23 protein-coding genes and 1 tRNA gene are annotated in these 23,629 nt (G+C 61.8%); 13 read left to right on the top strand and 11 right to left on the bottom strand.

Features of this window, described 5'->3' with window-relative positions; genetic code table 11:
- Window positions 1-3 precede the first annotated feature (3 nt).
- Window positions 4-1,068 (bottom strand): RNA methyltransferase, encoded by a 1,065-nt coding sequence (locus LNV06_RS04015; RefSeq protein ID WP_263536935.1) that lies wholly within the window; start codon window positions 1,066-1,068, stop codon window positions 4-6.
- 36 nt (window positions 1,069-1,104) lie between these two features.
- On the opposite strand from LNV06_RS04015, the gene ispD reads away from it, so the two are divergent.
- Window positions 1,105-1,818 carry a 2-C-methyl-D-erythritol 4-phosphate cytidylyltransferase gene (gene ispD, locus LNV06_RS04010; RefSeq protein ID WP_263536934.1) on the top strand — a complete coding sequence of 238 codons (714 nt, stop codon included), beginning with the start codon at window positions 1,105-1,107 and terminating at the stop codon, window positions 1,816-1,818.
- Here the strand turns inward: ispD and LNV06_RS04005 are convergent, their stop codons facing one another.
- Together LNV06_RS04005 and LNV06_RS04000 are read right to left on the bottom strand one after the other, a co-directional pair.
- A complete protein-coding gene (locus LNV06_RS04005) occupies window positions 1,819-2,367 on the bottom strand; it encodes a porin family protein (protein WP_263536933.1) in 549 nt (182 codons plus the stop codon).
- A 75-nt stretch (window positions 2,368-2,442) separates the two neighbouring features.
- Window positions 2,443-3,042 (bottom strand): outer membrane beta-barrel protein, encoded by a 600-nt coding sequence (locus tag LNV06_RS04000; protein WP_263536932.1) that lies wholly within the window; start codon window positions 3,040-3,042, stop codon window positions 2,443-2,445.
- Between the two features lie 194 nt (window positions 3,043-3,236).
- On the opposite strand from LNV06_RS04000, the gene LNV06_RS03995 reads away from it, so the two are divergent.
- Window positions 3,237-3,977, top strand: a complete 741-nt coding sequence (locus LNV06_RS03995; RefSeq protein WP_263536931.1) for a helix-turn-helix domain-containing protein — start codon at window positions 3,237-3,239, stop codon at window positions 3,975-3,977.
- Between the two features lie 7 nt (window positions 3,978-3,984).
- Here LNV06_RS03995 and LNV06_RS03990 read toward each other — a convergent pair whose 3' ends face one another.
- On the bottom strand, window positions 3,985-6,288 hold the full coding sequence (locus tag LNV06_RS03990; protein ID WP_263536930.1) for a patatin-like phospholipase family protein: 2,304 nt from the start codon (window positions 6,286-6,288) through the stop codon (window positions 3,985-3,987).
- Window positions 6,289-6,397: 109 nt separating this feature from the next.
- On the opposite strand from LNV06_RS03990, the gene ispF reads away from it, so the two are divergent.
- Complete coding sequence (gene ispF, locus LNV06_RS03985; protein WP_263536929.1) at window positions 6,398-6,898, top strand: 2-C-methyl-D-erythritol 2,4-cyclodiphosphate synthase; 501 nt, start codon at window positions 6,398-6,400, stop codon at window positions 6,896-6,898.
- A gap of 72 nt (window positions 6,899-6,970) precedes the next feature.
- Here the strand turns inward: ispF and LNV06_RS03980 are convergent, their stop codons facing one another.
- The 4 genes from LNV06_RS03980 to ompR form a co-directional block, all read right to left on the bottom strand.
- Window positions 6,971-7,789 (bottom strand): hypothetical protein, encoded by an 819-nt coding sequence (locus LNV06_RS03980; RefSeq protein ID WP_263536928.1) that lies wholly within the window; start codon window positions 7,787-7,789, stop codon window positions 6,971-6,973.
- Window positions 7,790-7,960: 171 nt separating this feature from the next.
- Complete coding sequence (locus LNV06_RS03975; protein ID WP_263536927.1) at window positions 7,961-8,524, bottom strand: outer membrane beta-barrel protein; 564 nt, start codon at window positions 8,522-8,524, stop codon at window positions 7,961-7,963.
- Between the two features lie 230 nt (window positions 8,525-8,754).
- A complete protein-coding gene (locus LNV06_RS03970) occupies window positions 8,755-10,077 on the bottom strand; it encodes an ATP-binding protein (RefSeq protein WP_263536926.1) in 1,323 nt (440 codons plus the stop codon).
- Between the two features lie 36 nt (window positions 10,078-10,113).
- Window positions 10,114-10,854: an osmolarity response regulator transcription factor OmpR gene (gene ompR, locus LNV06_RS03965; RefSeq protein WP_263536925.1), complete on the bottom strand. Its 741-nt coding sequence runs from the start codon at window positions 10,852-10,854 to the stop codon at window positions 10,114-10,116.
- Between the two features lie 253 nt (window positions 10,855-11,107).
- Here ompR and LNV06_RS03960 point away from each other — a divergent pair, with 253 nt between their 5' ends.
- The gene (locus tag LNV06_RS03960; RefSeq protein ID WP_263536924.1) at window positions 11,108-11,815 is read left to right on the top strand and encodes an SIMPL domain-containing protein; all 708 of its coding nucleotides are present in this window, start codon (window positions 11,108-11,110) and stop codon (window positions 11,813-11,815) included.
- Window positions 11,816-11,862: 47 nt separating this feature from the next.
- Here the strand turns inward: LNV06_RS03960 and LNV06_RS03955 are convergent, their stop codons facing one another.
- Window positions 11,863-12,633 (bottom strand): 3-hydroxybutyrate dehydrogenase, encoded by a 771-nt coding sequence (locus tag LNV06_RS03955; protein WP_263536923.1) that lies wholly within the window; start codon window positions 12,631-12,633, stop codon window positions 11,863-11,865.
- A 50-nt stretch (window positions 12,634-12,683) separates the two neighbouring features.
- Here LNV06_RS03955 and LNV06_RS03950 point away from each other — a divergent pair, with 50 nt between their 5' ends.
- The 6 genes from LNV06_RS03950 (at window position 12,684) to LNV06_RS03925 (ending at window position 20,003) form a co-directional block, all read left to right on the top strand.
- Window positions 12,684-13,586: an alpha/beta fold hydrolase gene (locus tag LNV06_RS03950; protein WP_263536922.1), complete on the top strand. Its 903-nt coding sequence runs from the start codon at window positions 12,684-12,686 to the stop codon at window positions 13,584-13,586.
- A 101-nt stretch (window positions 13,587-13,687) separates the two neighbouring features.
- Window positions 13,688-15,964 (top strand): RelA/SpoT family protein, encoded by a 2,277-nt coding sequence (locus tag LNV06_RS03945; RefSeq protein ID WP_263537507.1) that lies wholly within the window; start codon window positions 13,688-13,690, stop codon window positions 15,962-15,964.
- Between the two features lie 61 nt (window positions 15,965-16,025).
- Window positions 16,026-16,102: transfer RNA gene (locus LNV06_RS03940), tRNA-Val, on the top strand.
- Window positions 16,103-16,446: 344 nt separating this feature from the next.
- Window positions 16,447-17,070, top strand: coding sequence for a polyhydroxyalkanoate synthesis repressor PhaR (gene phaR, locus LNV06_RS03935; RefSeq protein ID WP_263536921.1), 624 nt, complete (start codon window positions 16,447-16,449; stop codon window positions 17,068-17,070).
- A 63-nt stretch (window positions 17,071-17,133) separates the two neighbouring features.
- Window positions 17,134-18,555 carry a 30S ribosomal protein S12 methylthiotransferase RimO gene (gene rimO / locus LNV06_RS03930; RefSeq protein WP_263536920.1) on the top strand — a complete coding sequence of 474 codons (1,422 nt, stop codon included), beginning with the start codon at window positions 17,134-17,136 and terminating at the stop codon, window positions 18,553-18,555.
- A gap of 221 nt (window positions 18,556-18,776) precedes the next feature.
- Window positions 18,777-20,003 carry a PLP-dependent transferase gene (locus tag LNV06_RS03925; RefSeq protein WP_263536919.1) on the top strand — a complete coding sequence of 409 codons (1,227 nt, stop codon included), beginning with the start codon at window positions 18,777-18,779 and terminating at the stop codon, window positions 20,001-20,003.
- 81 nt (window positions 20,004-20,084) lie between these two features.
- Here the strand turns inward: LNV06_RS03925 and smpB are convergent, their stop codons facing one another.
- On the bottom strand, window positions 20,085-20,603 hold the full coding sequence (smpB, locus tag LNV06_RS03920) for an SsrA-binding protein SmpB (protein WP_263536918.1): 519 nt from the start codon (window positions 20,601-20,603) through the stop codon (window positions 20,085-20,087).
- Between the two features lie 85 nt (window positions 20,604-20,688).
- Between smpB and LNV06_RS03915 the strand changes: the two genes are divergently transcribed.
- Window positions 20,689-21,153 carry a type II toxin-antitoxin system RatA family toxin gene (locus LNV06_RS03915; RefSeq protein ID WP_263536917.1) on the top strand — a complete coding sequence of 155 codons (465 nt, stop codon included), beginning with the start codon at window positions 20,689-20,691 and terminating at the stop codon, window positions 21,151-21,153.
- The gene (locus LNV06_RS03910) at window positions 21,140-21,487 is read left to right on the top strand and encodes an RnfH family protein (protein ID WP_263536916.1); all 348 of its coding nucleotides are present in this window, start codon (window positions 21,140-21,142) and stop codon (window positions 21,485-21,487) included. Before LNV06_RS03915 ends, LNV06_RS03910 begins: the two co-directional genes overlap by 14 nt.
- Window positions 21,488-21,503: 16 nt before the next feature.
- Here LNV06_RS03910 and LNV06_RS03905 read toward each other — a convergent pair whose 3' ends face one another.
- Entirely contained in the window at window positions 21,504-22,040 is a 537-nt protein-coding gene (locus LNV06_RS03905) for a DUF4124 domain-containing protein (RefSeq protein ID WP_263536915.1), read from the bottom strand.
- 83 nt (window positions 22,041-22,123) lie between these two features.
- On the opposite strand from LNV06_RS03905, the gene guaB reads away from it, so the two are divergent.
- The gene (gene guaB, locus LNV06_RS03900; RefSeq protein ID WP_263536914.1) at window positions 22,124-23,593 is read left to right on the top strand and encodes an IMP dehydrogenase; all 1,470 of its coding nucleotides are present in this window, start codon (window positions 22,124-22,126) and stop codon (window positions 23,591-23,593) included.
- Window positions 23,594-23,629 lie beyond the last annotated feature (36 nt).

Genomic DNA, 23,629 nt, shown 5'->3' with positions numbered 1-23,629 from the left:
CCCTCAGGTGCCTTGTTCTTTGGCGTCCGGTTTGGCCGGCCGCTTTTGAAACCGCAGCACCTGTTCTGAGGACTGCAGGCTTCGGGCCCTCAGCTGCCCGCAACCCCCATCCACATCTTGGCCCGCGGAATCTCGCAGTTTGGTCAAGATGCCGCGCTGGTGCAGGGTTCGGGCGATCTCAGCGGCGCGTTCCCAACTCGGACGTTTGAACTCCAGGCCGGGAATGCTGTTGTAGGGGATCATGTTCAGGATGGCGTACTTGCCTTTGAGCAGGCGAACGATGCCGTCCAACTCGTCCTCGCCGTCATTGACGCCTTCCAGCAGCGTCCATTGGTATTGGATGGGGTAGGCGCTTTGGCGCGCGTACTGTTCGCCCAACTCGACCAGTTCATCCGGGCTGATGCGCGGTGCTCGCGGTAGCAAACGCTCTCGCAAATCAGCTTTGCTGGTGTGCAGCGAGAGCGCCAGCGCCGGCTTGACGCGCTCAAGCGGCAGGCGCTCAAACACCCGTGGGTCACCGACGGTCGAGAAGACCAAGTTTTTGTGCCCGATATTGCCCTCGCTGCCGAGCAAATCGATGGCCTCGAGCACATTGTCGAGATTGTGGGCAGGCTCGCCCATGCCCATGAAGACGACCTTTTTAACCTCGCGCTGCGTGCGCGCCAAGGCGACTTGCGCGACGATTTCGCCGCTGCTGACCTGGCGTATCAGACCACTCTGTCCGGTCATGCAAAACTGACAGCCGACCGCACAGCCCACCTGGCTTGACACGCACAAGCCGTCGCGCGGCAAAAGCACCGACTCCACCGTCTGCCCATCGTTCAAGCCGACTAGCAACCTTGCCGAGCCATCTTCACCGGGATGGCTGGAGATCAAGCGCGCCAGGCCTTGTAGTTCCGCATCCAGGTCCTGCAGGGCGCTGCGCAGGGCCAAGGGTAGGAAGTCATCTGGCTTGCGTCGCCCCTGGGTATGCGGTCGTGCGCGGACCCAGTCGCGCAAGAGCCGCTGTTCATGGGGAGTTTTAGCACCGAGGGCCCGCAGGCGTTGGCGAATGGCTTCAATTTGCATGGAGGCGCGATTTTAGGTCGCCCCTAAAATGCCCCGATGACGAACTACACAATCGGGCAGCAGCCGCGCAGCTTTGCCTTGGTACCGGCCGCTGGTATTGGTGCACGTTCAGGCGCCGAGGGCCCTAAGCAATATGTGAAGCTGGCGGGCCAAGCCATGATGGGGCATACCTTGCAAGCACTCAGCGAGGTCAAGGGTTTGGTCGGGACCTTGGTGGTCTTGTCGCCGCAAGATGATCAGTTCGAGTCGGAAGTGCCGGGGTTCAAGGGCGAGGGCGCGTGGGTGGCGCGCTGCGGCGGCGCCAGCCGCGCCGAGACCGTGGCCAATGGCTTGCGTGAATTGCAGGCCTTGGGTGCTCAGCCGCATGACTGGGTTTTGGTGCATGACGCGGCGCGCTGCTTGCTGCGCCCAGAGTGGGTCGAGCGCTTGATGGCGGCTTGCGCCTCCGATGAGGTGGGCGGTTTGCTGGCTTTGCCGCTGGCCGACACCCTGAAAGCCTCGCAGCAAGGCCGCGTGGCCGCGACCATTTCACGCGCCGAGAAATGGGCGGCGCAAACGCCACAAATGTTCCGCCTCGGGCTTTTGATGCCGGCGCTCGCTCAGCTGGATGAATCCATCACCGACGAGGCCAGCGCCGTTGAGGCGCTGGGTCATCAGCCCTTGCTGGTGGAGAGTTCGATGGAGAACTTCAAGGTCACCTGGCCGGCTGACTTCGCTTTGGCCGAGCGCTTGCTGCTCAGCCGCGCCTGATCAGAATCGATATTCAAAGCCTGCCGACAGCAGGTTCAGCTCGGACTTGAACAGGCGCATGTACTCCAGCTTGGTGACGATGCGGGGCGTGAAGGCATAGCTCAAACCGATGCCCCCAGAGCCCTCGGTGTCGCGGCGCGAGCCCTGGCTCTTGGCAGACACCATGCGGGTGCTGCCCACGCCGAGTCGGCCGTACAGCCCCAGCTTGTCGCTGATGGGCAAGTTGCCTAGCCAGGAGACGCCGATGTGGTCTTCGGGGTAGTAGTAATCCTGGGGCTCAAACAGACCCTCGAAAAAGGCGAAGTTCAGGGTTCGGGCGTAGAGCTCAACCGATTGATTGGGCGTAAATCGATAACCCAGTGTGAAGCCGAGGGACGGCTCCTTGCCGCGCTCATAGACCTTGGATTTGCCATTGGCGGCGCCAAGAGAGGCTCCCAAATACACACCGCTTTCTTCGATGCCGCTTGGCGCCGCGCGAGCCAACAAGCTTGAAGCAAGGCCGCTGCAGACGATGGAAGCAGCAGCGAGGCCGCGAAGGATTTTTTGCATGGGAGTCTCCTTTTCTTGTGCTGGCTGGAAGTGGCGGGCGGCAGCTCGCTAGGCTGCCGCCCTAGGGGCCGGGCCTTAGAACTTGTAGCTCATGCCCACAGAGAACATATTCACATTGGCTTTGTCGCCAGCCTTGTTGTACTTGGCGCTCAGGTAGTCATAGTCGGCATTGACGCTGAGGGTCTTGCTGATGGCATAGCTGAGGCCCGCACCGGCCAGCAGGCCGAAGCTGTTTTTGCTTTCGCTGCCGCCGGCGGTGTAGTTGGCCACGCCGCGGGTGTAGGCACCGCCCAGCTTGCCTTTCAGCGTGAAGTCACCGAAGTTCAGGGGCAGGGTGCCGACGACACCGAGGCCGCCGATCTTGACCGTGCCTTGTGCATCTTGTCCGGCTTGGCGCAGGCGGCCTTCGCCCTTGCCTACGCCAAAGGCCAGCACTTCCACACCGAAATTCTCGTAGTTGATGCCGCCATAAATCTTGCCGCCGAGGCTCGCCGTTTGGTCGCACTTTTGACCGCTATTGCATTTGATGTCGTACTTGTCGTAGAGGCCAATATTGGCGCCGACATAGGTCTCGGCTTGAGGGGCTGCGTGTGCGCTGCCAGCGGCAGTTGCAAGAGCGAACAGGGCCACCAAAGTGGCAGGCAACGAGCGGGTCAGACGGAAGAACTTCGACATGGTGAAACAACTCCTTGGGTTTACTGCTGTGTTGTCGCCGCCTGCTTGGGGCCGGAGGACCCGCTTGATCAGCGACGACGGAACGGAGTGTTGACTCGCAGGCCGTGAATTGCCAGGATCTTGGACTTTGTCGCGATATCAGACCTCTTTGGTACTACCATGCGCTACCAAATCAGCAATGCCGAGGGAGGCTCATGAGCAGTCCGGAAGTCATCATTCAGGTCCTGCGCAGCGAAATGCGCGCGGCTGGCGTGACCTATAAGCAATTGGCGACGCGCTTGGACATGAGCGAGTCCAGCATCAAACGCGTGTTCTCACAGGGCGATATGAGCCTCACCCGGCTGGAGCAAATCTGCAAGTCGGTGGGCGTTGCGATGGAGGATGTGTTGCGTCAGTCGGCCGACGCCACGCCGCACGCCGACACCTTGACCCTGGACCAAGAAAAGTCGCTGGTGCAAGACCCCAAGCTGCTGCTGGTGGCCATCTGCTGCCTGGGCCATTGGTCCCTGGAGCAGATCATCGAGGTTTACGATATTTCAGTGACCGAATGCATCCGCTATTTGGTGAAGTTAGATCGCTTGGAGTTGATCGAACTGAAGGCGATGAACCGCTATCGCATGCGCGTGTCGATCGCCTTCCGCTGGCTGCCCGATGGCCCGGTGCAGCAGTTCTTCCGCAAATATGTGGTGGACGATTATTTCGGTGGGCGTTTCGATGGCGCCGGCGAGACCTTGTTGTGCGTGCATGGCAGGCTTTCCAACCCGAGTGCTCAGGAGTTGGTGCAAAAAATCCGCCAATTGGCCGCCGACTTGGCCCGCCTGCATCAGGATGACCAGCGCCTGCAGCCGGCTGAGCGCGATGGCTTCACCTTGCTGCTGGGGCTGCGCTCCTGGGAGTTCGCGCAGTTCACCGCGATGCGGCGTCAAAAGTCCTGAGCGGGCCTTACCAGATCGGGCCGAGGAAGAGGTAGAGCGAGGACTGGCCTTTGTAGGTGCTGCCGGCCGCCAGATAGAAGGGGCCGAAGCGGGTATCGATGGAGATGAAGCCGCTGCCGGCCAATTTGCTCTCCGGCAGATCCAACAAGGCCTTGTCATTGGCCTTCAAAACGGCGCCGGCCTCGGCCGAGAAGCCGGCCCGTATCGCGCCGCCAAATCCCACCGGCATCAGCCCGATCTGGCGAGCCATTACCAGTCGTGTCATGCCGACGGAGCTGCCGTTGAGCGAACCCTGTGGCGAGCCCGAGAGGCGCAAAAATCCGCCCAACTGACCCGCGTTGCCGCCAATCGCCGTACTGGCCGCTTCTGCGTAAACATGGCCGGCCCAGCTGCCGAGCCGGAAGGCGGCCAGACCCCGAATGTCGAAATAGTCCTTCGATGACTCCAGGCCTTCCACGGTCTGGCGAACCAAATGAGCCTCGAGCAACAGACCTCGGCTGGGGAAGGCCAATGAATCCAAGGTATCGGCCCGGAACGAAAGGCTGTGCTGGGTGATGGAGTTCTTCAGTTGCAGTCCGGGATTCTCCGGAATGGCCAAACTCAAACGCTGCCGACCGCGCGTGGTGCCTAGGCGAATATCGCCCCAGTTACCCAGCTGGCGTCCAAATGCGAGGGCTGCGCTGGCCAGGTTCACATTCAGGCGGGCGACGCGCTGCCCCTGGTCGTTGTATTGGTCTACGGAATCAGCACCATAGCTCGCGCCAACTGCCGCGAACCATGGGGAGCCAGCGCCCAGCGGTTGAAAAAACTCGGTGCCCAACTTGCGTTTGGCGCCGATGGTGCCGATGGTGCGTAACTCCGCACCCCAGCGGTTCAACCAGGTCCAGACATGCATGACCGAAAGCGAAAAGCGATTGGCTTCGTCGAAGTCGCTGTAGAGCTCCAGGCCCACCCGCAGGCGGCTGCTGGCCCAGTCGGCCTCGGTCAGATTCAGCGTGACTTGGCGGCGGCCGTTCTCGTCACTGATCTGGGTGTCGATGCGTTCAAAGTCGCCGCGGCCATAGAGCTCTGCGGCAGCTTTTTGAATTTCGGGCAAGCCGGTGGGCTTGCCAATGGGCAGGTCAAGCTCGGCCGTCAAGGCCTCGGCATTGGTGTGCTTGGTGCCGCGCAGGGTCAGGCTGGCCAGGGGCAGTTGCTTGACCAGCTGAATCGGCTGCTGGTGCCGACGCAACTCTTGTTCTGCATAGGCTTCGGGCGACAAAGACAGGGCGCGCAAACGCTCATGGGCAGCCATGGCGCCGCGCTGGCCCGAGGCGATCGCCTCTTCGTAACGCGTGAAGTCCATGAAGGCGATATTGCCCAGGTCCGGGTCGATCAGCACATCCTCGGGCCGCAAGTCTTTCAAGGACTGCGCGACGTTTTGGTTGGTGAGGATCTGGATCATCTGGTTGGCCACACCGACAGCGCTGGTGATTTCGCGCTCCTCCAGCAGCGGTGAACCGACGTTCACCGCGATGATCACCTCGGCGCCCATCTTGCGGGCGATATCGATGCCCAGATTGCGCACCAGTCCGCCGTCCACCACCGAGCGGCCATTGATGCGCACCGGCGTGAAGACACCAGGAATGGCCATGGAGGCGCGCATGGCCAGAAACAGCGGCGTGTCCACCATTTCCAGCATGTCGCCGCTGAGCAAATCGGTGGCCACGGCCCGGAAGGGCAGGTTCATCTGGCTGATGGGCGACTCGGCTTGCAAGGGCGGTACCAAGCGCTCCAGCGCGAACTCCAGCGAGCTATTGCCGGCCGCTGCTGGCGGCAAGCTCACGCCGCTGTCGCGGTGCAGGCCCAGCTCAATCCGGGAAGGCAGGATTTGGTCTTCCTCGCGGCGCCTGAAACTCAAGTTCTGCCGTGGTGGACGATCGGCCATGATGGCGGGCCAATCGGTACGCCGCACGAAGTCTTCCAGCTCGTCGATCTTGCGGCCCGAGGCAAAAGCGCCACCGACCACGGCGCCCATGCTGGTGCCCACGACCATATCAACCGGTACACGCAACTCCTGCAACACTCGCAAGACACCAATATGGGCCAGACCACGTACACCGCCGCCGGAAAGCACCAGGCCAATCTTGGGCCGGCTGGCGTCGGCGGGCGCGGTGTTGGTCGATGTACTTTCGGGTGCTTGTGATGGAACTTGCGCCTGTGCCGGACGGGCGTGCAGACACAAGCTGCACGCCAGCAACAGCGCGCTCATCAATGGAGAGAACAGCGCAGGCCTTTTGGGCGGCGCCAGCCGTGTGGAGAGGTTAGACATGGTCAGCCATCAATCAAGGCCGCCACCATAGCGCAGCTTTGTGCATGCGCTAAGCTGGCAGCGAAAATTGATCGTTCCTGTCTTTTGTACTTGCAAGGTTCTCGCACGCATGGCTTCTACTTCTGCACTCCCTCCGATCCGCATTGGTGAAGGCTGGGATACCCACGTCTTGGTGACCGGGCGGCCTTTGATTCTGGGCGGCGTGACCATCCCGCACACCCATGGCCTGCTGGGCCACTCGGATGCGGACGCCTTGGCTCACGCCATCACCGACGCCCTGCTGGGCGCCGCAGCGCTGGGCGATATCGGCAAGCTTTTCCCCGATACCGCGGCCGAGTTCAAGGGTGCCGACTCGATGGTTTTGCTGGCCGAAGCCTACCGCCGGGTGCAGGCCGAAGGTTGGCAACTCATCAATATCGACTCCACCATCAAGGCGCAAGCGCCCAAGATGGCGCCGCATATTCCGGCCATGCGCGCCCGTCTGGCCGAGGTGCTGGGCATTGATATGGGACAGGTCAATGTCAAGGCCAAGACGGCTGAGAAGATGGGACCGGTGGGCGAGTGCCTCGCGATGGAGGCCCATGCGGTGTGCCTCTTGGTCAAGACTTGATCGAAGAGCTTTGAGGCGAAGGCCGTCGCGCGCGACCGCGACGGCATCAGAGGCGCTTCGTACGAGTTGGGCTTACAGCCACTTCTTGATCAAAGCCTCGAACTCTGCCGAAGTCAGGGTCTTGGTGGCGATCGGGCTGCCGCCGCCGATGCCTCGCAATTCCAGCGTGTAGCTCTTGCCGTCGCTGCTTTCAATCACGGTCACCGAGGAGCCATCGCCTCGGCTGGAGATCTTGACGGTCTTCTCGTCCGCGCTGATGTCGATCGCCAGCTTCTGAGGGAAATTGGGCGTTTGCACTTCGATGAACATCTGGCCATTCGCTTCTTGGTTGAGCGCCAAGGTGTCGGTGCGGCCATTGCGGGTGTAGCTGAAATCGGCTTTGACGGCGCTCAGTGAGCCATCAGGCTTGAGCGTGGCATTCATGCTGCCATTGAGGGTCTGCATGGTCAGGTCGGTGTCGCCGACTCGAAAACTCAGGTCCTTGATCTTGATGGCATGGACTTGGCCGGCCGCCGTGGTTTCGCTGGTGTCGGTGATGGCGCCAGAAGCGACGAATACATTGCCCGACTTGCAGTTCAAAACCGTCAGATTGTTGACCTTGTCGACCAGGGCCATATTGACCGTTCCGCCGTCCTTGCAGGCATAGGTGCCCGGCGTACCTTGCTCTTTCAATTCGAAAACCGGCGCTGCTCCCGCGCTCAGTTGATCGCCACCATGTTGTGCGCCGGCAGCCGCAATCCCGGTTGCTTCGAGAAAATTGCTGCTGTTGATGTGCGCTTCGGGGCTAGGAGGAATCGGGTTGTCGCCGCTGCCGCCGCCCCCGCAGGCAGTGAGTGCGATGCAGGCCGCCGCTGTTGCGGCCAAAAGGAATTGCTTCAGTAGTGCATTCATGAGGTGTTTCTCCCTGTTTGAGGCCTGAGATGACAAGGCCGACGTAAGTGGATGATGAGGATTCGTGCCTTGAAGGGGCGCCGGGCGCTGCCCCGACGCGGGCCGCGGCACCGGCAGCCCTTGAACGGATCGAAAAGCGGGCTTCTTGTTGCGCCGTGTTCTTTCTTGCGCTTAGAAGCTGTAGCTGGCCCCCAGAGACACCATATTGGCGACGGTGCTGCGATCCGTGAAGCGCACCGGGATGCGGTCCCAATCGAGATTCAAGGCCCAGTGCTTGCCCAGAAGCAAGCCCGCCGAGGCTCCCACCAAAAACTGGGTGCTCGACTTGTCGAAGGTTTTGGAGTTGTCATGGTTCACCAATCGGCCTGTGACGTAGGCAAGACCGAGCTTGCCTTTGAGCATGAAGCGATCCGCCTTCAAGGGCAGCACCAGGTAGACGCCCTCGCCGCCATAACCGTCGAAGCGTGCTTCCCCTTTGTTCACACTGAAGTTGCTGCCGCTTGCACCAAACACCATGCCTTCGACCCCGACATGCTCAAACAAATAGCCACCGTAGAACTTGGCGCCTAGGCGAGTTTTGAAGCCGCAGTCTTTGCTATTGCTTTGCTGGCTGCCGCAGTCAGACTCGGTCTTGACGGCGGCGCTCAGGCCGCCGCCTACATAGGGCTGGGCGCAGGCGCCGCCGGCTGCGACGCAAAACAAAAGCAGGGTGGCAAGTTGGCGCGTGTTTGACATGTGAGCTCCTTGTTGTGAAGGCGCCGCTTGGGGCTGTCGACCATGCCAGGGGTGCGGCTGGGGACTGCGCCTTGCGGTGTGCATGGGCTGAATGCGGCGCAGTGTCATGCCGCACTGACGGCGGCGCCAGCAGGATCAAGGGAGTATCAAAATTCGCAACGCGGCGTAGCTTGCTTTGCTACTGTTGCCATTCACCAGTCACCCACAAGGGGGAGGCTTGAGGCTGGGGCTCAGCCGGCCTTTTGCAGTCGAATGATGGCGAACAAGCCGCCACCCTCGGCATTGCCGATTTCCAGTTGTCCGCCCAGGCGCTGGACCGACTTTTCAACAATGGCCAGGCCCAGGCCGGCGCCCGTGGCGGCGGTGCGGGCCGCGTCGCCGCGGAAGAAGGGCGTGGTCAAACGAGCCAGCTTGTCAGCCGGCACACCGGGCCCGAAGTCGCGCACTTGCAGGGCGACCCACGGGCCGCTCTGGCTGCAGCTGACTTCGACGCGTGCGCCTTGCTCGGGCTCATGGCCGTAGCGGCGTGCGTTCTCGAACAGGTTCAGCAACACCCGGCCCAGCTCGGTTTCATCGGCCCAAACTTTCAAGTCCGAGGGCAGCTCGACGCTGATGCTCAGTTGTTGCGGATTGCGAAAGCCCAGGGCTTCGCGTTCCACCAAGCTGCGCAGACCCACCGGTTGCAGTTGCAACTCGGAGGGGCGGGCGTAGTCCATGAATTTGTGAATGATGGCGTCGAGTTGGTCGATGTCTTGCGCCATGAACTGGCGCGCCTGCTCGTCCGGCACGCTCATCTCAGCCTCCAGGCGCAGCCGGGCCAGCGGCGTGCGCAGGTCATGCGAGATACCGGCCAGCATCACGGTGCGGTCTTCTTCCATCTTGGCCAATTCGCGGGCCATGCGGTTGAAGCCCATATTGACGTCGCGAATCTCGCTGGTGCGGGTGCTCTCGTCCAGGCGCGATTCGTATTCCCCTTCGCGGATGCGGTGTGCCGCAATGCTCAGCTCGCGCAAAGGTTGGTTGATCAGCCGTGTGATGGCGGCCGAACCCAAGACCGTGGCCACCAAGGCGATCAGCAGCCACAAGACATTGCTGGAGCTGGAGATACTCAGCGGCGTGGGGCTGGTCTGCAGCCAATAAGCCTCGTCGCCGATGCTGAAGCGCACCCACAGACCCGAGGCCCCGTTGACGCTGCGTGCCACCAAGGTTGAAGGCCCCAGCTTGCTGCGCAACTCCGCCGCCAATTGCTTGGCGAAGGCATTCATGTCATAGGGCTGCCAGCTGTCATGCGCTTCGGCCAGGCGCACTTGCACCGCTTCGCTGCGTGCCAAGCTGCTGAGCACGGCCACGCGGTTGATGCTGTCGGTGTCGGCCAGGGCCACCCGGCTCAGGTTGACCAGTCCAGCCAGTTGTTGGGCGGCCTCGAGCGCGCGTGGCTCGGCCTCCAGCACTTTGAAGGTTTGTTGCCAAGCCAGCACCCCACCCAGGAGCAGCAAGGCCAGCAGGGCAAAGGTGCGCCAGAACAGATTGAGCGCGATTTGGGGGCGCGGCATGGCCTCAGTTCACCCAATCAGACGATGGAGACAAGCTCAGCCTTTCTCGTCCGGCACGAAAACGTAACCCACACCCCAGACGGTCTGGATGTAGCGCGGCTGCGCGGGGTCGGTTTCCAGCAACTTGCGCAAGCGCGAGATTTGCACGTCCAGGCTGCGGTCAAAGGGTTCGAAGTCGCGGCCGCGGGCCAGTTGCGCCAGCTTGTCGCGGCTCAGCGGTTGGCGCGGGTGGCGCACCAGGGCTTTGAGCATGGAGAACTCGCCGGTGGTCAAGGGCAGGGTTTCGCCATCGCGCGAGAGTCGGCGCAAGGCCAAGTCGAACTCGAAGGGGCCGAAGCTCACCGTCATCGGCTCTTTGGAAGGCGCGCCGGGTGCCTCAATAGCCGGTCGGCGGCGCATCACGGCGTTGATGCGAGCCAGCAGTTCGCGCGGGTTGAAGGGCTTGCTCAGGTAGTCGTCGGCGCCGACTTCCAGGCCCACGATGCGGTCCACATCTTCGACCTTGGCGGTCAGCATGATGATGGGCGTGGTGTCGTTGGCGGCGCGCAATCGGCGGCAGATGGTCAGGCCGTCTTCGCCAGGCAGCATCAAGTCCAGCACGATCAGGTCGACGGTTTCGCGAGTCAGTTGCTTGTTCAGGGCGCGGCCGTCTTCGGCCAGCAGGACTTCAAAACCTTCTTGGCTCAGGTAGCGCCGCAGCAGGTCGCGGATGCGGGCGTCGTCATCGACAACCAGGATGCGGGTAGTCCGGGTCGGGCTCTGGCTGGTGCTGGACATGGCAGTTTCTCTTTCTTGGAATTCGCGGCTGCGTGCAGGGAGGGCCGCCGCAAACGAATTTGTAACAAACGCATTGTCAGTGGGTTTTGCCTGGATTTCTACGCGCACAGCGCGACGGTTACAGCTCATTAACAACTTGGCGGGTCTGCCACGCAGCAGCTTCCGGCGAGCTGCGAACTACTTCGCACTTTGTCCTGTCAACGCTTGAAGGACGGCGTGCGCTAAGCTGAGGGTTTTCACCGACAGGAGTGTTATGAAAAAGAAAGTCCTGATGGCTGGCTTGAGTGTGATGGTGGCCAGTGGCTTGGCCGCTGCTGCGGAACCGATGCCCCGCGATCGGCTCAATCTGAGTGCGACGGCCAGTATGGAGGTCACCCGTGATGTGTTGAGCATCGCCTTCTCGACCACCAAGGAAGGCAGCGATGCCGCCGTGGTGCAGTCCGGCTTGAAGCAAGCGCTGGATGCCGCGCTGGCGGAGGCCCGCAAGGTGGCCAAGCCGGGCCAAGTCGAGGTGCAGACCGGCAACTTCTCGCTCTACCCCCGCTATGCCCCCAAAGGCGGCATCAATGGTTGGCAAGGCACGGCCGAGCTTTTGGTGGAAGGGCGCGACGCGGCCAGCATCGCCCAGCTCAGCGGCCGCATCGGCAGCATGAGCATTGCGCGGGTGGGCTACAGCCTGTCCAAGGAAGCGCGCGAGAAGGCCGAGGCCGAGGTAGTGGTGCAGGCCATTGAGCGTTTCAAGGCGCGCGCCAGCGACTACGTCAAGCAGTTCGGTTATGGCGGCTATGCCATCGGTGAGGTCAATGTCAGCAGCTCGGAGCCCGGCATGATGCCCATGGCCGCTCCGCCGATGCGCTTCAAGGCCATGGCGGCTTCGGCCGACGAGGCTTTGCCGGTCGAGGCGGGCAAGGCTTCGGTCAACGTCACCGTCAATGGCTCGGTGGTGATGACCGCGCGCTAAAGGTAAAAAGCCGCCCCAGCTTGAAGGCTCAGGGGCGGCCTTGGTGCTTACTGCGCCGTCCAACCCCCATCCAAGCTCCAGGCCTGACCGCAGACATTGCTGGCAGCCTCGGAGCACAAGAACACCGCCAAGTCGCCCAATTGCTCGGGTGTGGTGAAACGCAAGGACGGTTGCTTTTCGGCGAGCAGGCGGCGTTTGGCCTCTTCTTCGTCGACTCCATCGGCGCTGGCGCGTGCTTCCACCTGCTTTTGCACCAATGGCGTCAGCACCCAACCTGGGCAAATGGCGTTGACGGTAATCCCGCTGGCCGCAGTTTCCAGGGCCACGGTCTTGGTGAAGCCGACCAGGCCATGCTTGGCCGCCACATAGGCCGACTTTTGTGCCGAGGCGACCAGCCCGTGGACCGAGGCGATGTTCAGAATTCGACCCCAGCCGCGCTGCTTCATGCCCGGCAGCACCAGGCGGGTGGTGTGAAAGGCCGAGCTGAGATTGATGGCGATGATGGCGTCCCAGCGCTCGGCCGGGAAGTCTTCAACGGCGGCCACGTGCTGGATGCCGGCGTTGTTGACCAAGATATCGCAGGCGCCGAACTCGGCTTCGACATAGCGCATCATGGCTTCAATTTCTGCGGGCTTGCTCATGTCAGCACCGTGGTAGCCGACCTTGACGCCCAGGGCTTCGACTTGCGCGCGCGGCCCGGCCACATCGCCGAAGCCGTTCAGCACAATATGGACGCCCTGAGCCGCCAGGCGCAGGGCGATGCCCAGTCCGATGCCGCTGGTGGAGCCGGTTACGAGGGCAGTCTTGCCTTTCAACATCTCGGATTCCTTTCGGGGTTGCTAGGATGGACTATAGAAGGAAGAACACCATGAGCGAAGCGCAACTGAAATTCGTCAACTGTGTGGGTCAAGCGGGTCTGCATCGCATGGCCTATTGGGAGTGGGCTTGCCGCTCCCCCTTGCCTGCGGGGGACGTGGCCCCAGTGTTGGTTTGTGTGCATGGCCTGTCCCGGCAGGGGCGAGACTTTGACGTCTTGGCCCGTTCTTTGAGTTCGCATTACCGCGTGATTTGCCCGGATGTTGCGGGGCGTGGGCATTCAGACTGGCTGGCCAATCCGGCGGCCTATCAAATACCCAGTTATGTGGCTGACATGGTGAGCTTGCTGGCCCGGCTGGATGTGGAGCAGGTGGATTGGGTCGGCACCTCGATGGGCGGCCTGATCGGCATGGGCCTGGCGGCTTTGCGAGGCGGATCCGCCAAACCCATGGTGCGGCGACTGGTGCTCAATGATGTGGGGCCGGAGATTGCGTACGCCGCCTTGCAGCGTATTGCCAGCTACCTCGGGCAAAAAATGCAGTTCGACAGCTTTCAAGAAGGCGTGGATTACCTTTCGAGCATCTCGTTGGGCTTTGGCCCGCACAGCCCCGAGCAATGGACGGCCTTGTCGAGGCCCATGCTCAAGCCTGAGGCCGACTCCAATCGCTGGCGCTTGCATTACGACCCGCGTATTGCGCAAGCATTTGCTGCCGTGACGCCTGAGTTGGCGGCGGCCGGCACCGCAGCGCTCTGGCAGGTCTATGACACGCTGCAATGCCCAACCTTGCTTTTGCGCGGCGCAGAGTCTGATCTCTTAACCGCCGCGACCGCCCAAGCCATGGCCGGGCGAGGGCCGCGCGCCGAGGTGCAAGAATTGGCAGGTGTGGGTCATGCGCCGACGCTGGTTCAGCCCGATCAGATTGAACGGGTGAGGGCCTTTCTTGGAGTGGTATGAAGACGGGTTTGATTGCGGGGCAGGGTGAGCAGCAGGCAGCGCCTATCGTGGCGCTGATCGATGTCGATTTGCAGCCAGTGGGATTGACGGAGGGTGCCGGCATGCCGGGCGCAACTCAGGTCTCGCAAGATGCTGTTGCTCCTGTCGCGCGTGCGCGGGCCTTTGCGGAGCCGCTGCTGAGCGGCCAATGCTTGGACACGGGCGAAGACGCGCTGGTGCATGCCGATGGGGTGTCCGCCATTCTGGCCGGCATCGGGGCGGCGCCAGCCATGCAGGCCGCGGCTTACCTGGTCTATGCCGGTGACTTCTTGAACAAGCCTGAGGAAGTGGTCACCAAGGCCTTTGGCGAGTCGTACGCCAGCTTGGTGATGCACACCCGCCGCTTGGTCCAGATCCAGCGGGCGGCTCGCGAGGCGCGCGTGGAAGCGGCACAGCGCAGCGAACAGACCGAGCGAGTACGCAAGATGCTGTTGGCTTTCTCGCGCGACTTGCGGGTGGTGTTGTTGCGGCTGGCCTCGCGTTTGCAAACCTTGCGCTACTTCGCTGCGTCAAAGCGTGAATGCCCACAGAGCCTCGCCGCTGAATCTCAGCAGGTGTTCGCGCCATTGGCGAATCGACTGGGCATTTGGCAGATCAAGTGGGAACTGGAGGATTTGTCATTTCGCTTCATGCAGCCGCAGGCTTACCGTGACATAGCCAAGGCCTTGCTTGAAACCCGCGTCGTCCGCGAGCAAAGCATTGAAGCAGCGCGCCATGCCCTGCACGAAGACCTGGCCGCTTTTGGTTTGCAAGCCCAGGTGCAGGGGCGACCCAAACATCTCTACAGCATCCATAAAAAGATGCGCGGCAAGCATTTGGCACTGGAGCGGGTGTTTGATTTGCGGGCGCTGCGGGTCATCGTGCCCACGGTGGCGGACTGCTATGCGGTGCTGAGCCGTTTGCATGAGAAGTACAAGCCGGTGGAGGGGGAGTTTGATGACTACATCGCTCGCCCCAAGCCGAACGGCTATCAATCGCTGCACACGGTGGTTTTGGGCGCCGATGGACGTGCCATGGAGGTGCAGATCCGCACCGCGGCCATGCATGAGCATGCCGAGCATGGCGTGGCTGCGCATTGGGCTTACAAAGAGGCGGGCGCTCGCGGCTATGCCGGCGTCAGCGCCGCAGGGGAATTCGAGGATCAGGTGGCGCAGGCCCGCAAGGCGGTGCTGCGACAATTGTTGGCCTGGGAGCGCGACTTTGTTGAGGGCGACATTCAGTCCTCCGTGGCAGAGGACGGCGCTGGCCTGATTGCGAAGCGTCAGAGTCCGGCTGCGAGCGGTGAAACGGCGCCTGGGGCCTTCGATGAACGCATCTATGTGTTCACTCCTCAAGCCTCCATTGTTGAGTTGACGGCGGGCGCGACGCCGATCGACTTTGCTTATGCCGTCCATACCGATTTGGGTCACCGATGCCGCGGCGCCAAGATCGATGGGGTCATGGTGCCGCTGAACACGCCGCTGAAGAATGGCCAAACGGTTGAGATCACGGCCATCAAGGAAGGCGGCCCCTCGCTTGATTGGTTGAATGCCGAGTTGGGCTTTTTGCAAAGCCAGCGTTCGCGCACCAAGGTGCGCGCTTGGTTCAATGCCCTCGCGCAGCGGCAGACGATTGCGCGCGGCCGCGAGTCGGTGGAAAAGCTGCTGCAGCGCGAAGGCAAGACCGCCATCAAGCTGGAGGATTTGGCCGGCCGCCTTGGCTTCAAGAATGCCGACGCCTTGTTTGAAGTGGTGGGCAAGGACGAGTATTCGCTGCGCAATATTGAATTGCTCTTGCGCCCACCAACGCCTGAGCCGGACACCGACGAGTTGCTGGCACAGCGCCGTAGTCGGGGCAGTAGCAGTGCGCCGCGAGGCGGCGTGTTGGTGGTCGGCGTGGACTCTTTGCTGACCAATCTGGCGCGATGCTGTCGGCCGGCGCCACCCGATTCGATCGGAGGTTACGTCACCCGCGGCAAGGGCGTGGCCATTCATCGTTTGGACTGCGTTAACTTCCGCCAAATGGCCGATCGCGCCGCTGAGCGAGTCATCGAAGTTGAATGGGGTGGTTCCGCGTCAGGCCCCTTGGACCCCAAGGGCAAGGGCCGCGGCCCCGCGCTCTACCCGGTCGATGTGGTCGTAGAGGGCTCGGACCGCCAGGGCCTGTTGCGCGACGTGCTGGAAGTCTTGGCCAAAGAAAAGATGAACGTCATCGCGGTGAATACGCAGTCGGTCAAGTCGGCTCGCAGTGACACCGCGTGGATGAACTTCACCGTCGAAGTGGCCGATTCAGGACGCCTTGCCCAGGTGCTTCGACTGCTTTCTCAGATCAATGGCGTGCGCAGCGCCAGAAGAAAATAAAGAAGTTTTCATCAAAGTGTAGACAGCGCCAAAAAATGCGTGCTATACTGCGAAGCTCTTGAGGCGCGTAGCTCAGCTGGTTAGAGCACCACCTTGACATGGTGGGGGTCGTTGGTTCGAGTCCAATCGCGCCTACCAAATTAGGTAGGCGTTACCTTCAAGTAACGTTGAAATAAGAAGCCCGGTAGATCGCAGATCTGTCGGGCTTTTTGCTTTTCGGCGCGTCCATCCAGTGGCCGATGGATTGACCGTCGCGTGTCGAGGATCGGCTTTGCGTTGAAGAGCGTCGAAAGCGGATCTTTGTTTGATGTGCGTGGCGATGCCGCCTCGCAACGCCGGGGTATTTCCCCTCGGTTGAGCCAGTTCCTAGCTTCTAAAATGTTGCTGCACCCGCACAATAACAATGAGCCTGCAGGGGCAGGGCGTTTGAGCACGAGGCATTGGGTCACGCTGCCGGACGAAACGACTAGGAGTTCTGCATCATGGTGACTGCCCGCAAGAGCACGGCAGCTGATAAAGCGGCCAATGCGCCAGAGCAAGGTGGAGCTGAGTCGGCAGTCGATGTGCGTGTTTTGAAGAAGTACCCGAATCGGCGCCTCTACGACACGCAAACCAGCAGCTACATCACGCTGGCCGATGTGAAGAAGATGGTGCTGGTCGGGCAGGCCTTTGAGGTGCGCGATGCCAAAACCGCCGAAGACCTGACGCGCAGCATCCTTTTGCAGATCATCTTGGAAGAAGAAACCGGCGGCGTGCCGATGTTCAGCACCAATGCCCTGGCGCAAATCATTCGTTTTTATGGCCATGCCATGCAGGGTGTGATGGGGGATTACCTCGAGCGCAATGTGCAGACCTTTGGCGAAATGCAGTCCAAGTTTGCCGAGCAAAGCAAGGGCCTGGCTTTCAGTCCCGAGTCGTGGGCGCAGTTCCTGGGGGCTCAGTCGCCGATGCTGCAGGGCTGGATGGGTGGCTACGCCGAGCAATCCAAGAATCTGTTCACCCAGATGCAAGAGCAGATGCAAGAGCAAATGAAGGAACAGCTGCAAAAAGCGAGCACCCTGTTCCCAGGCATTCCGGGTATGCCTGGTTTCCCGCCGAAGAAGTAATCTGGGCGGGCTTTTGCGCCCGTTCTTTGATCGCTGCCGCGCCAAATGAGCGAAAATCGGCAGATGAGCGAAACCATCACCCCTAGCCCGACTGCAGCTGCGGCGGGCGCCGCCCCCAAGATCGGCTTTGTATCCTTGGGCTGCCCCAAGGCCTTGACCGATTCGGAACTGATCCTCACCCAGTTGCGGGCCGAGGGCTATGAAACCTCCAAGACTTTTGCCGGTGCCGATCTGGTGATCGTCAACACCTGCGGCTTCATCGACGATGCCGTCAAGGAAAGCTTGGACACCATCGGCGAGGCCCTGGCCGAGAATGGCAAGGTCATCGTCACCGGCTGCTTGGGTGCCAAGGCCGGCGCCAGCAGCAGCGATGCTGGCAGCCTCGTGCGCGAGATGCACCCCAGCGTCTTGGCCGTGACCGGCCCGCATGCGACCCAAGAGGTGATGGACGCGGTGCACACCCATGTGCCCAAACCGCATGATCCCTTCATTGACTTGGTGCCCGAGTCGCGCGGCATTGCCGGTATCAAGCTGACGCCCAAGCATTACGCGTACCTGAAGATCAGCGAGGGCTGCAACCATCGCTGCACCTTCTGCATCATCCCTAGCATGCGTGGCGACTTGGTTTCGCGCCCGATCGGTGATGTGCTGAACGAGGCGCGCGCCCTGTTCGAGTCGGGCGTCAAGGAGTTGCTGGTGGTCAGCCAGGACACCAGCGCCTACGGCGTGGACGTCAAGTACCGCACCGGTTTCTGGGACGGCAAGCCGGTCAAGACTCGCATGCTGGATCTGGTGGCGCAAATGGGCGAGATGGCCAAGCAGTACGGCGCCTGGGTGCGTCTGCACTATGTCTATCCCTATCCGCATGTGGATGAGGTGCTGCCGCTGATGGCCGAAGGTCTGGTGCTGCCTTATCTCGACGTGCCGCTGCAGCACGCCCACCCTGATGTGCTCAAGCGCATGAAGCGCCCGGCCAGCGGCGAAAAGAATATGGAGCGTATTCTGCGCTGGCGCGAGACCTGCCCGGACATCGTCATCCGCTCGACTTTCATCGCCGGCTTCCCCGGCGAGACTGAAGAAGAATTCCAGTACCTGCTGGACTTCATGAGCGAGGCTCGTATCGACCGCGCCGGCTGCTTCGCCTACTCGCCGGTGACCGGCGCCACGGCCAATGACTTGCCGGGTGCGCTGCCGGTTGAGTTGCGTGAAGAACGTCGTGCGCGATTCATGCAGATTGCCGAAGCCGTTTCTATCGACAAGTTGCGCGCCCGCGTCGGTGCCACCATGCAGGTACTGGTCGATTCCGCGCCGGCCCTGGGTCGCAAAGGTGGTGTCGGCCGGACCTATGCCGATGCGCCTGAGATTGACGGTACGGTGCGCCTGCTGCCGCCTGAGAAGGCCAGCAAGACGCTCAAGGTCGGCGAGTTCACCCGCGCGCGTATCGTTGCGGTGGAAGGACATGACCTGATCGGCATGCCGATCTGAGAGCTTGGAGTTTTCTACTGCGCGACCGCCATGCGTCGTTGGTCCGGTGCTCGGAATCCTCACGTACAGCAAGTACGTTCCGGTTCCTGCGCTCCGTCCGCCTAGCTTGGCAGCCGCTCGCTACGAAAACTTCTCAAGCTCAGACTAGGCATCGATCTGAGTCAGAATCAAAGCGGGCTTAGGCCCGTTTTGTTTTTTCAGTGCCTTTCCAGGATCCCACCGTGAGCAAACCCGAACCGGCCGCAGCCCAAGCCCTTGCCTTGGCAACCCAGCAGATTCACCACCCTTATCAGCCGCCCGAAGGCTGGGCTGCGCACCCGGTCGGCGTCTTCAAGGCCTCGACGGTGCTGTTCAAGAACACCGCCGATCTGCATCAGTTCCGCCCGCGTGACGGCAAGAGCTACCGCTACGGCTTGCACGGAACGCCGACCAGCTACACCCTGGGTGCACGCATCGCCGGCTTGGAAGGGGCTGAGCATTGCCTGCTGGTACCCAGCGGATTGGCGGCCGTGACCCTGGTGTCGCTCAGCTTGCTTCGGCCCGGCGATGAGGTGCTGGTGCCGGACAATGTCTATGGACAAAACCGTTATTTGAGCGAATCACTGCTGCCGCAGTTTGGCATCCAGCACCGTTTTTACGATCCGCTCGATGTGGCCGGTTTTAGCGCTTTGATCAACGAGAAGACCAAGCTGGTTTGGCTGGAGGCGGCAGGCTCCATCACCTTGGAATTTCCTGATCTGATTGGCTTGCTGCGCTGCTGTCGAGAGCGCGGCATCACCACGGTTCTGGACAACACCTGGGGCGCCGGCGTGGCCTTCAAGGCCTTTGATTTGCTGCCTGACAGTGAGCCGGGCTTTGGTGTGGACATCTCCATGCACGCGCTGACCAAATACCCCTCGGGTGGCGCCGATGTGCTGATGGGCTCGGTTTGCACCCGCGACCTGGCTTTGCATGAGCGCATGAACTATATGCACGAGCATCTGGGCTATGGCCTGGGGCAAAACGATGTGGAGTTGGTGCTGCGCAGTCTGCCGACGATGGAGTTGCGCTATCGTGCCCAGGATGCGACCACGCGTGCGCTGGCCGCTTGGATGCAGTCCCAGCCGGCAGTGGCCCAGGTCTTGCACCCCGCTCTACCTGGTTCACCGGGCCATGCGCATTGGCGCGAAGTCAGCAGCGGCGGGGCGGCTTGCTTGTTCTCGGTCGTGTTCCAGCCGCAGTACAGCGCGGCCCAGGTGGATGCTTTTGTCGATGCGCTGCAGTACTTCGGCATCGGCTACTCCTGGGCAGGCCCCATGAGCCTGGCCGTGCCCTACAACATGAGCCGCAGCCGCTCGCTAGGCTTGCCCTACAGCGAGGGGCATCTGGTACGTTTTGCCATCGGTCTGGAAGCAGAGGCCGATTTGCGCGCCGACCTGGCGCAAGCGCTTGAGGTCTTGAAGGCCTGAGGCGACTTCAGCTGCGCGACTTGGTCGCGTGGCGCATCAGCTGCCCTTTTTAGCGAAAAGGGCAGCGAGTCGCTGCGCGCCTCAGCCCCGCGACTTTGTCGCGTGTCTCATGAGCTGCCCTTTTTCTCGCTCCCAATCGCGTTTCTTCTCGGTGTCGCGCTTGTCGTGCTCGGCTTTGCCCTTGGCCAGGCCGATCTCGGCCTTCACATAGCTGCCTTTGTAGTGCAGATTCAGCGGCACCAGGGTGAAGCCGCGCTGCTCGACTTTGCCGACCAAACGCCGGATGTCGGCCTTCTTCATCAGCAGCTTGCGGGTCCGGTCGGCCAAAGGGCTGACATGGGTGGAGGCGGTGCGCAAAGGGTTGATGCGGCAGCCGATCAGGAAAAGCTCGCCGTCCTTGATCAACACATAGCCGTCAGTCAGTTGCACCTGACCGGCGCGGATCGCCTTGACCTCCCAGCCTTCCAGCACGATGCCGCACTCATGCCGCTCTTCGATGAAATAGTCGAAGCGGGCGCGGCGGTTCTCGGCGATGGGTGCGGTGCTGACGGCGGGCTTGGCCTTGGGAGGCGGCCGGTTGGAGCTCGAAGATGTGGACATAAAGGCTTGTTCTTTTTTGGGCTGATTGGCGGGGCGAGCTTTGCTCGGAGCAGGGCGCTGGTCGCCAATACAATCCGCCCATTGTATGAAGCACGTCAAAAAGTCAGTTTTACTCTGGTACTCGCCCCGCGAGATGTACGACCTGGTGGTCGGGGTGGAGCGTTATCCGGAGTTCTTGCCATGGTGCGAACGGGCGGAAGTCCTGGCGCAGGATCAGGATGAAGTCACGGCGCGTTTGTCCTTAGCCTATGCCGGAGTTCGCCACGCCTTCACGACCCGCAACACCCATGAATTGAATCGCCGCGTCGGCATGCAATTGGTCGATGGCCCGTTCTCCGTCTTGGATGGCGACTGGCGTTTTCTGCCTTTGTCCAAACCCGGTAGCAGCGCCGAGGAAGGCGAACTGGCCTGCAAGATCGAGTTTGAGCTTCGCTATGCGTTCTCCAGCGTGGCGCTCGAGGCGGTGGTGAGCCCTGTGTTTGATCGGGTGGCAAATACCTTTGTCGAACGCTTTGTCCAGCGTGCTGAATCCGTTTATGGCCCCCGCTGAGGCGCATGAGCTCATCCAGCTTGAGTTGGTCTGGAGTCCGCAGGCGGGCGATGTGCGCCATCTTTGCTTGAGCGCACGAGCGGGTGACACGATCGAGGCCGTGCTGCGCGCTTGCCCAGCATTTGCGGATCAACTGCCGCGCTTGGCCGAGTTGAAGATTGGCGTCTGGGGCCGCCTCAGGCCCTTGGAGACGCCGCTGCGAGAGCGGGATCGCATTGAGGTTTACCGCCCCTTGACCGTGGACCCCAAAGAGGCCCGTCGGCAGCGCTACAAAGACCGCGGCCAGCGCATCATTTCGCGCCACCGTCCGTTGGGCGGCAAGACCGGCCCCTGATCCGGCCCCTGAGCCTTCAGCGGCACTCGCTAGCGGCCACGGTGCGGCTGCGTTGGATTTCTTCAGCGCGCTGGCGCTCATCCAGCACCACGGTTTCACCGCGTTCGTTGCTTCGGGTCAGGCGAACGCCGTCTTGCAGCAGCTTCAAGTTTTCTTGGGCGCGCTGGCAGTTTTCGCGCCGCTGTTCGGCCAATTTGGCGTCCTCGGCCTTCTTCTTGGCTTCGGCTTCTTTGTCTTGTTGTTTTTGCTTGGCTTGGCGGTCGAGTTCTGCCTTGTCTGGGCTTCCCGTCGCTTTGCTGGCTGGGGCTGGGGTGCTGGCCGCCTGGCCATAGGGCACGACGATGACGTTTTGTGTTTGCTTCGCGGGCCGCTGCAGGATGTCCTTCTCCGGCGTGCCTTGAGGGGGCGGCAAGTCGCTGAATTGCAGCTTGCCGCTGGCGTCGCGCCACTTCCATTGCGCCTGAGCTGGCGTCGCAGCGCACAACAAGGCCAAGAAGACCGAGAGGGCTAGGCCAAGGGGTCGAAGGGCAGAGGGGAAGCTTGTTTTGAGCATGTTTTGAGTGTATCCCTGCGCCGGCTTGCCATGGGGTCGGCTCGGCTTCCGTATAATGCCGCTTTGCGTCTGGAGCTTCCCTTATGCGCCTACTCGGAAAAGCGCTCACCTTCGATGATGTGTTGTTGGTGCCAGCGTTCTCCCAAGTGTTGCCTCGCGACACCTCTCTTGCCACCCGGCTTTCCCGCAATATTCGCCTGAATTTGCCCCTGGTCTCTGCGGCCATGGACACGGTGACGGAGGCGCGTTTGGCCATCGCCATCGCGCAAGAAGGCGGTATTGGCATCGTCCACAAAAACCTCTCGGCCGAACGCCAGGCGATTGAAGTCGCCCGCGTCAAGCGTTACGAGTCGGGCATTGTGTTGGAGCCTTTCACCATCACCCCCAGCACCACGGTGCGCGACGTGGTGGAATTGCAGCGTCAGCACGGCGTGTCGGGCTTCCCGGTGCTGGACGGCAAAAAAGTCGTCGGCATCGTCACCGGCCGCGATGTGCGCTTTGAAACCCGCATGGACCTGGCCGTGCGCGAGATGATGACCCCGGCCGAGCGCCTGGTCACCGTCAAGGAAGGCGCTTCGCTGGAAGAAGCCAAGGCCTTGATGCATAAGCACAAGCTGGAGCGTGTGGTCGTCGTCAACGACGCCTTCGAGCTGCGCGGCCTCATGACGGTGAAAGACATCACCAAGCAGACCAGCTTCCCCAACGCCGCCCGCGATGCCCAAGGCAAGCTGCGCGTCGGTGCTGCCGTCGGCTTTGGCGATGACACCGAAGAACGCGTCACTATGCTGGTCAAGGCCGGTGTGGATGTTTTGATTGTTGACACCGCCCACGGTCACAGCGCCGGTGTGCTGGAACGGGTGCGCTGGGTCAAAGAGAAGTTCCCAAGCGTGGACGTCATTGGCGGCAATATCGCCACCGCGGCGGCTGCCTTGGCCCTGGTCGAGGCGGGTGCTGACGGCGTCAAGGTCGGTATCGGCCCTGGCTCCATCTGCACCACGCGTATCGTGGCCGGTGTGGGCGTGCCTCAGATCACGGCGATTGACAATGTCGCGACCGCTCTGCGCGGCACCGGCGTGCCGGTCATCGCCGACGGCGGCGTGCGCTACTCAGGTGACTTGGCCAAGGCCATCGCTGCTGGCGCTGATTGCGTGATGATGGGCGGCGCCTTCGCAGGCACCGAAGAGGCGCCTGGCGATCTGATCTTGTATCAAGGCCGCAGCTACAAGAGCTACCGCGGCATGGGCTCCATGGGCGCGATGGCCAAGGGCTCGGCCGACCGCTACTTCCAAGACACCTCGGCCAACAACCCCAACACTTCCAAGCTGGTGCCCGAAGGCATCGAAGGCCAAGTGCCTTACAAGGGCTCGGTGGTGCAGGTCATCTTCCAGATGGCCGGGGGTCTGAAGGCGTCGATGCACTACTGTGGTTGCGCCACCATCGAAGACATGCAGAACAAGGCCGAGTTTGTGGAGATCACCTCCGCCGGCATGCGCGAAAGCCATGTCCACGATGTGCAAATCACCAAGGAAGCGCCGAACTACCGTTCGGAATAAGCTGACAGTGCAGCGCAGAACAGGGGCCTCGGCCCC

This window comes from Paucibacter sp. Y2R2-4 (genome assembly GCF_025717535.1).
Classification (GTDB): domain Bacteria; phylum Pseudomonadota; class Gammaproteobacteria; order Burkholderiales; family Burkholderiaceae_C; genus Paucibacter_A.
This window is presented reverse-complemented; position numbering and strand designations above follow the sequence as displayed.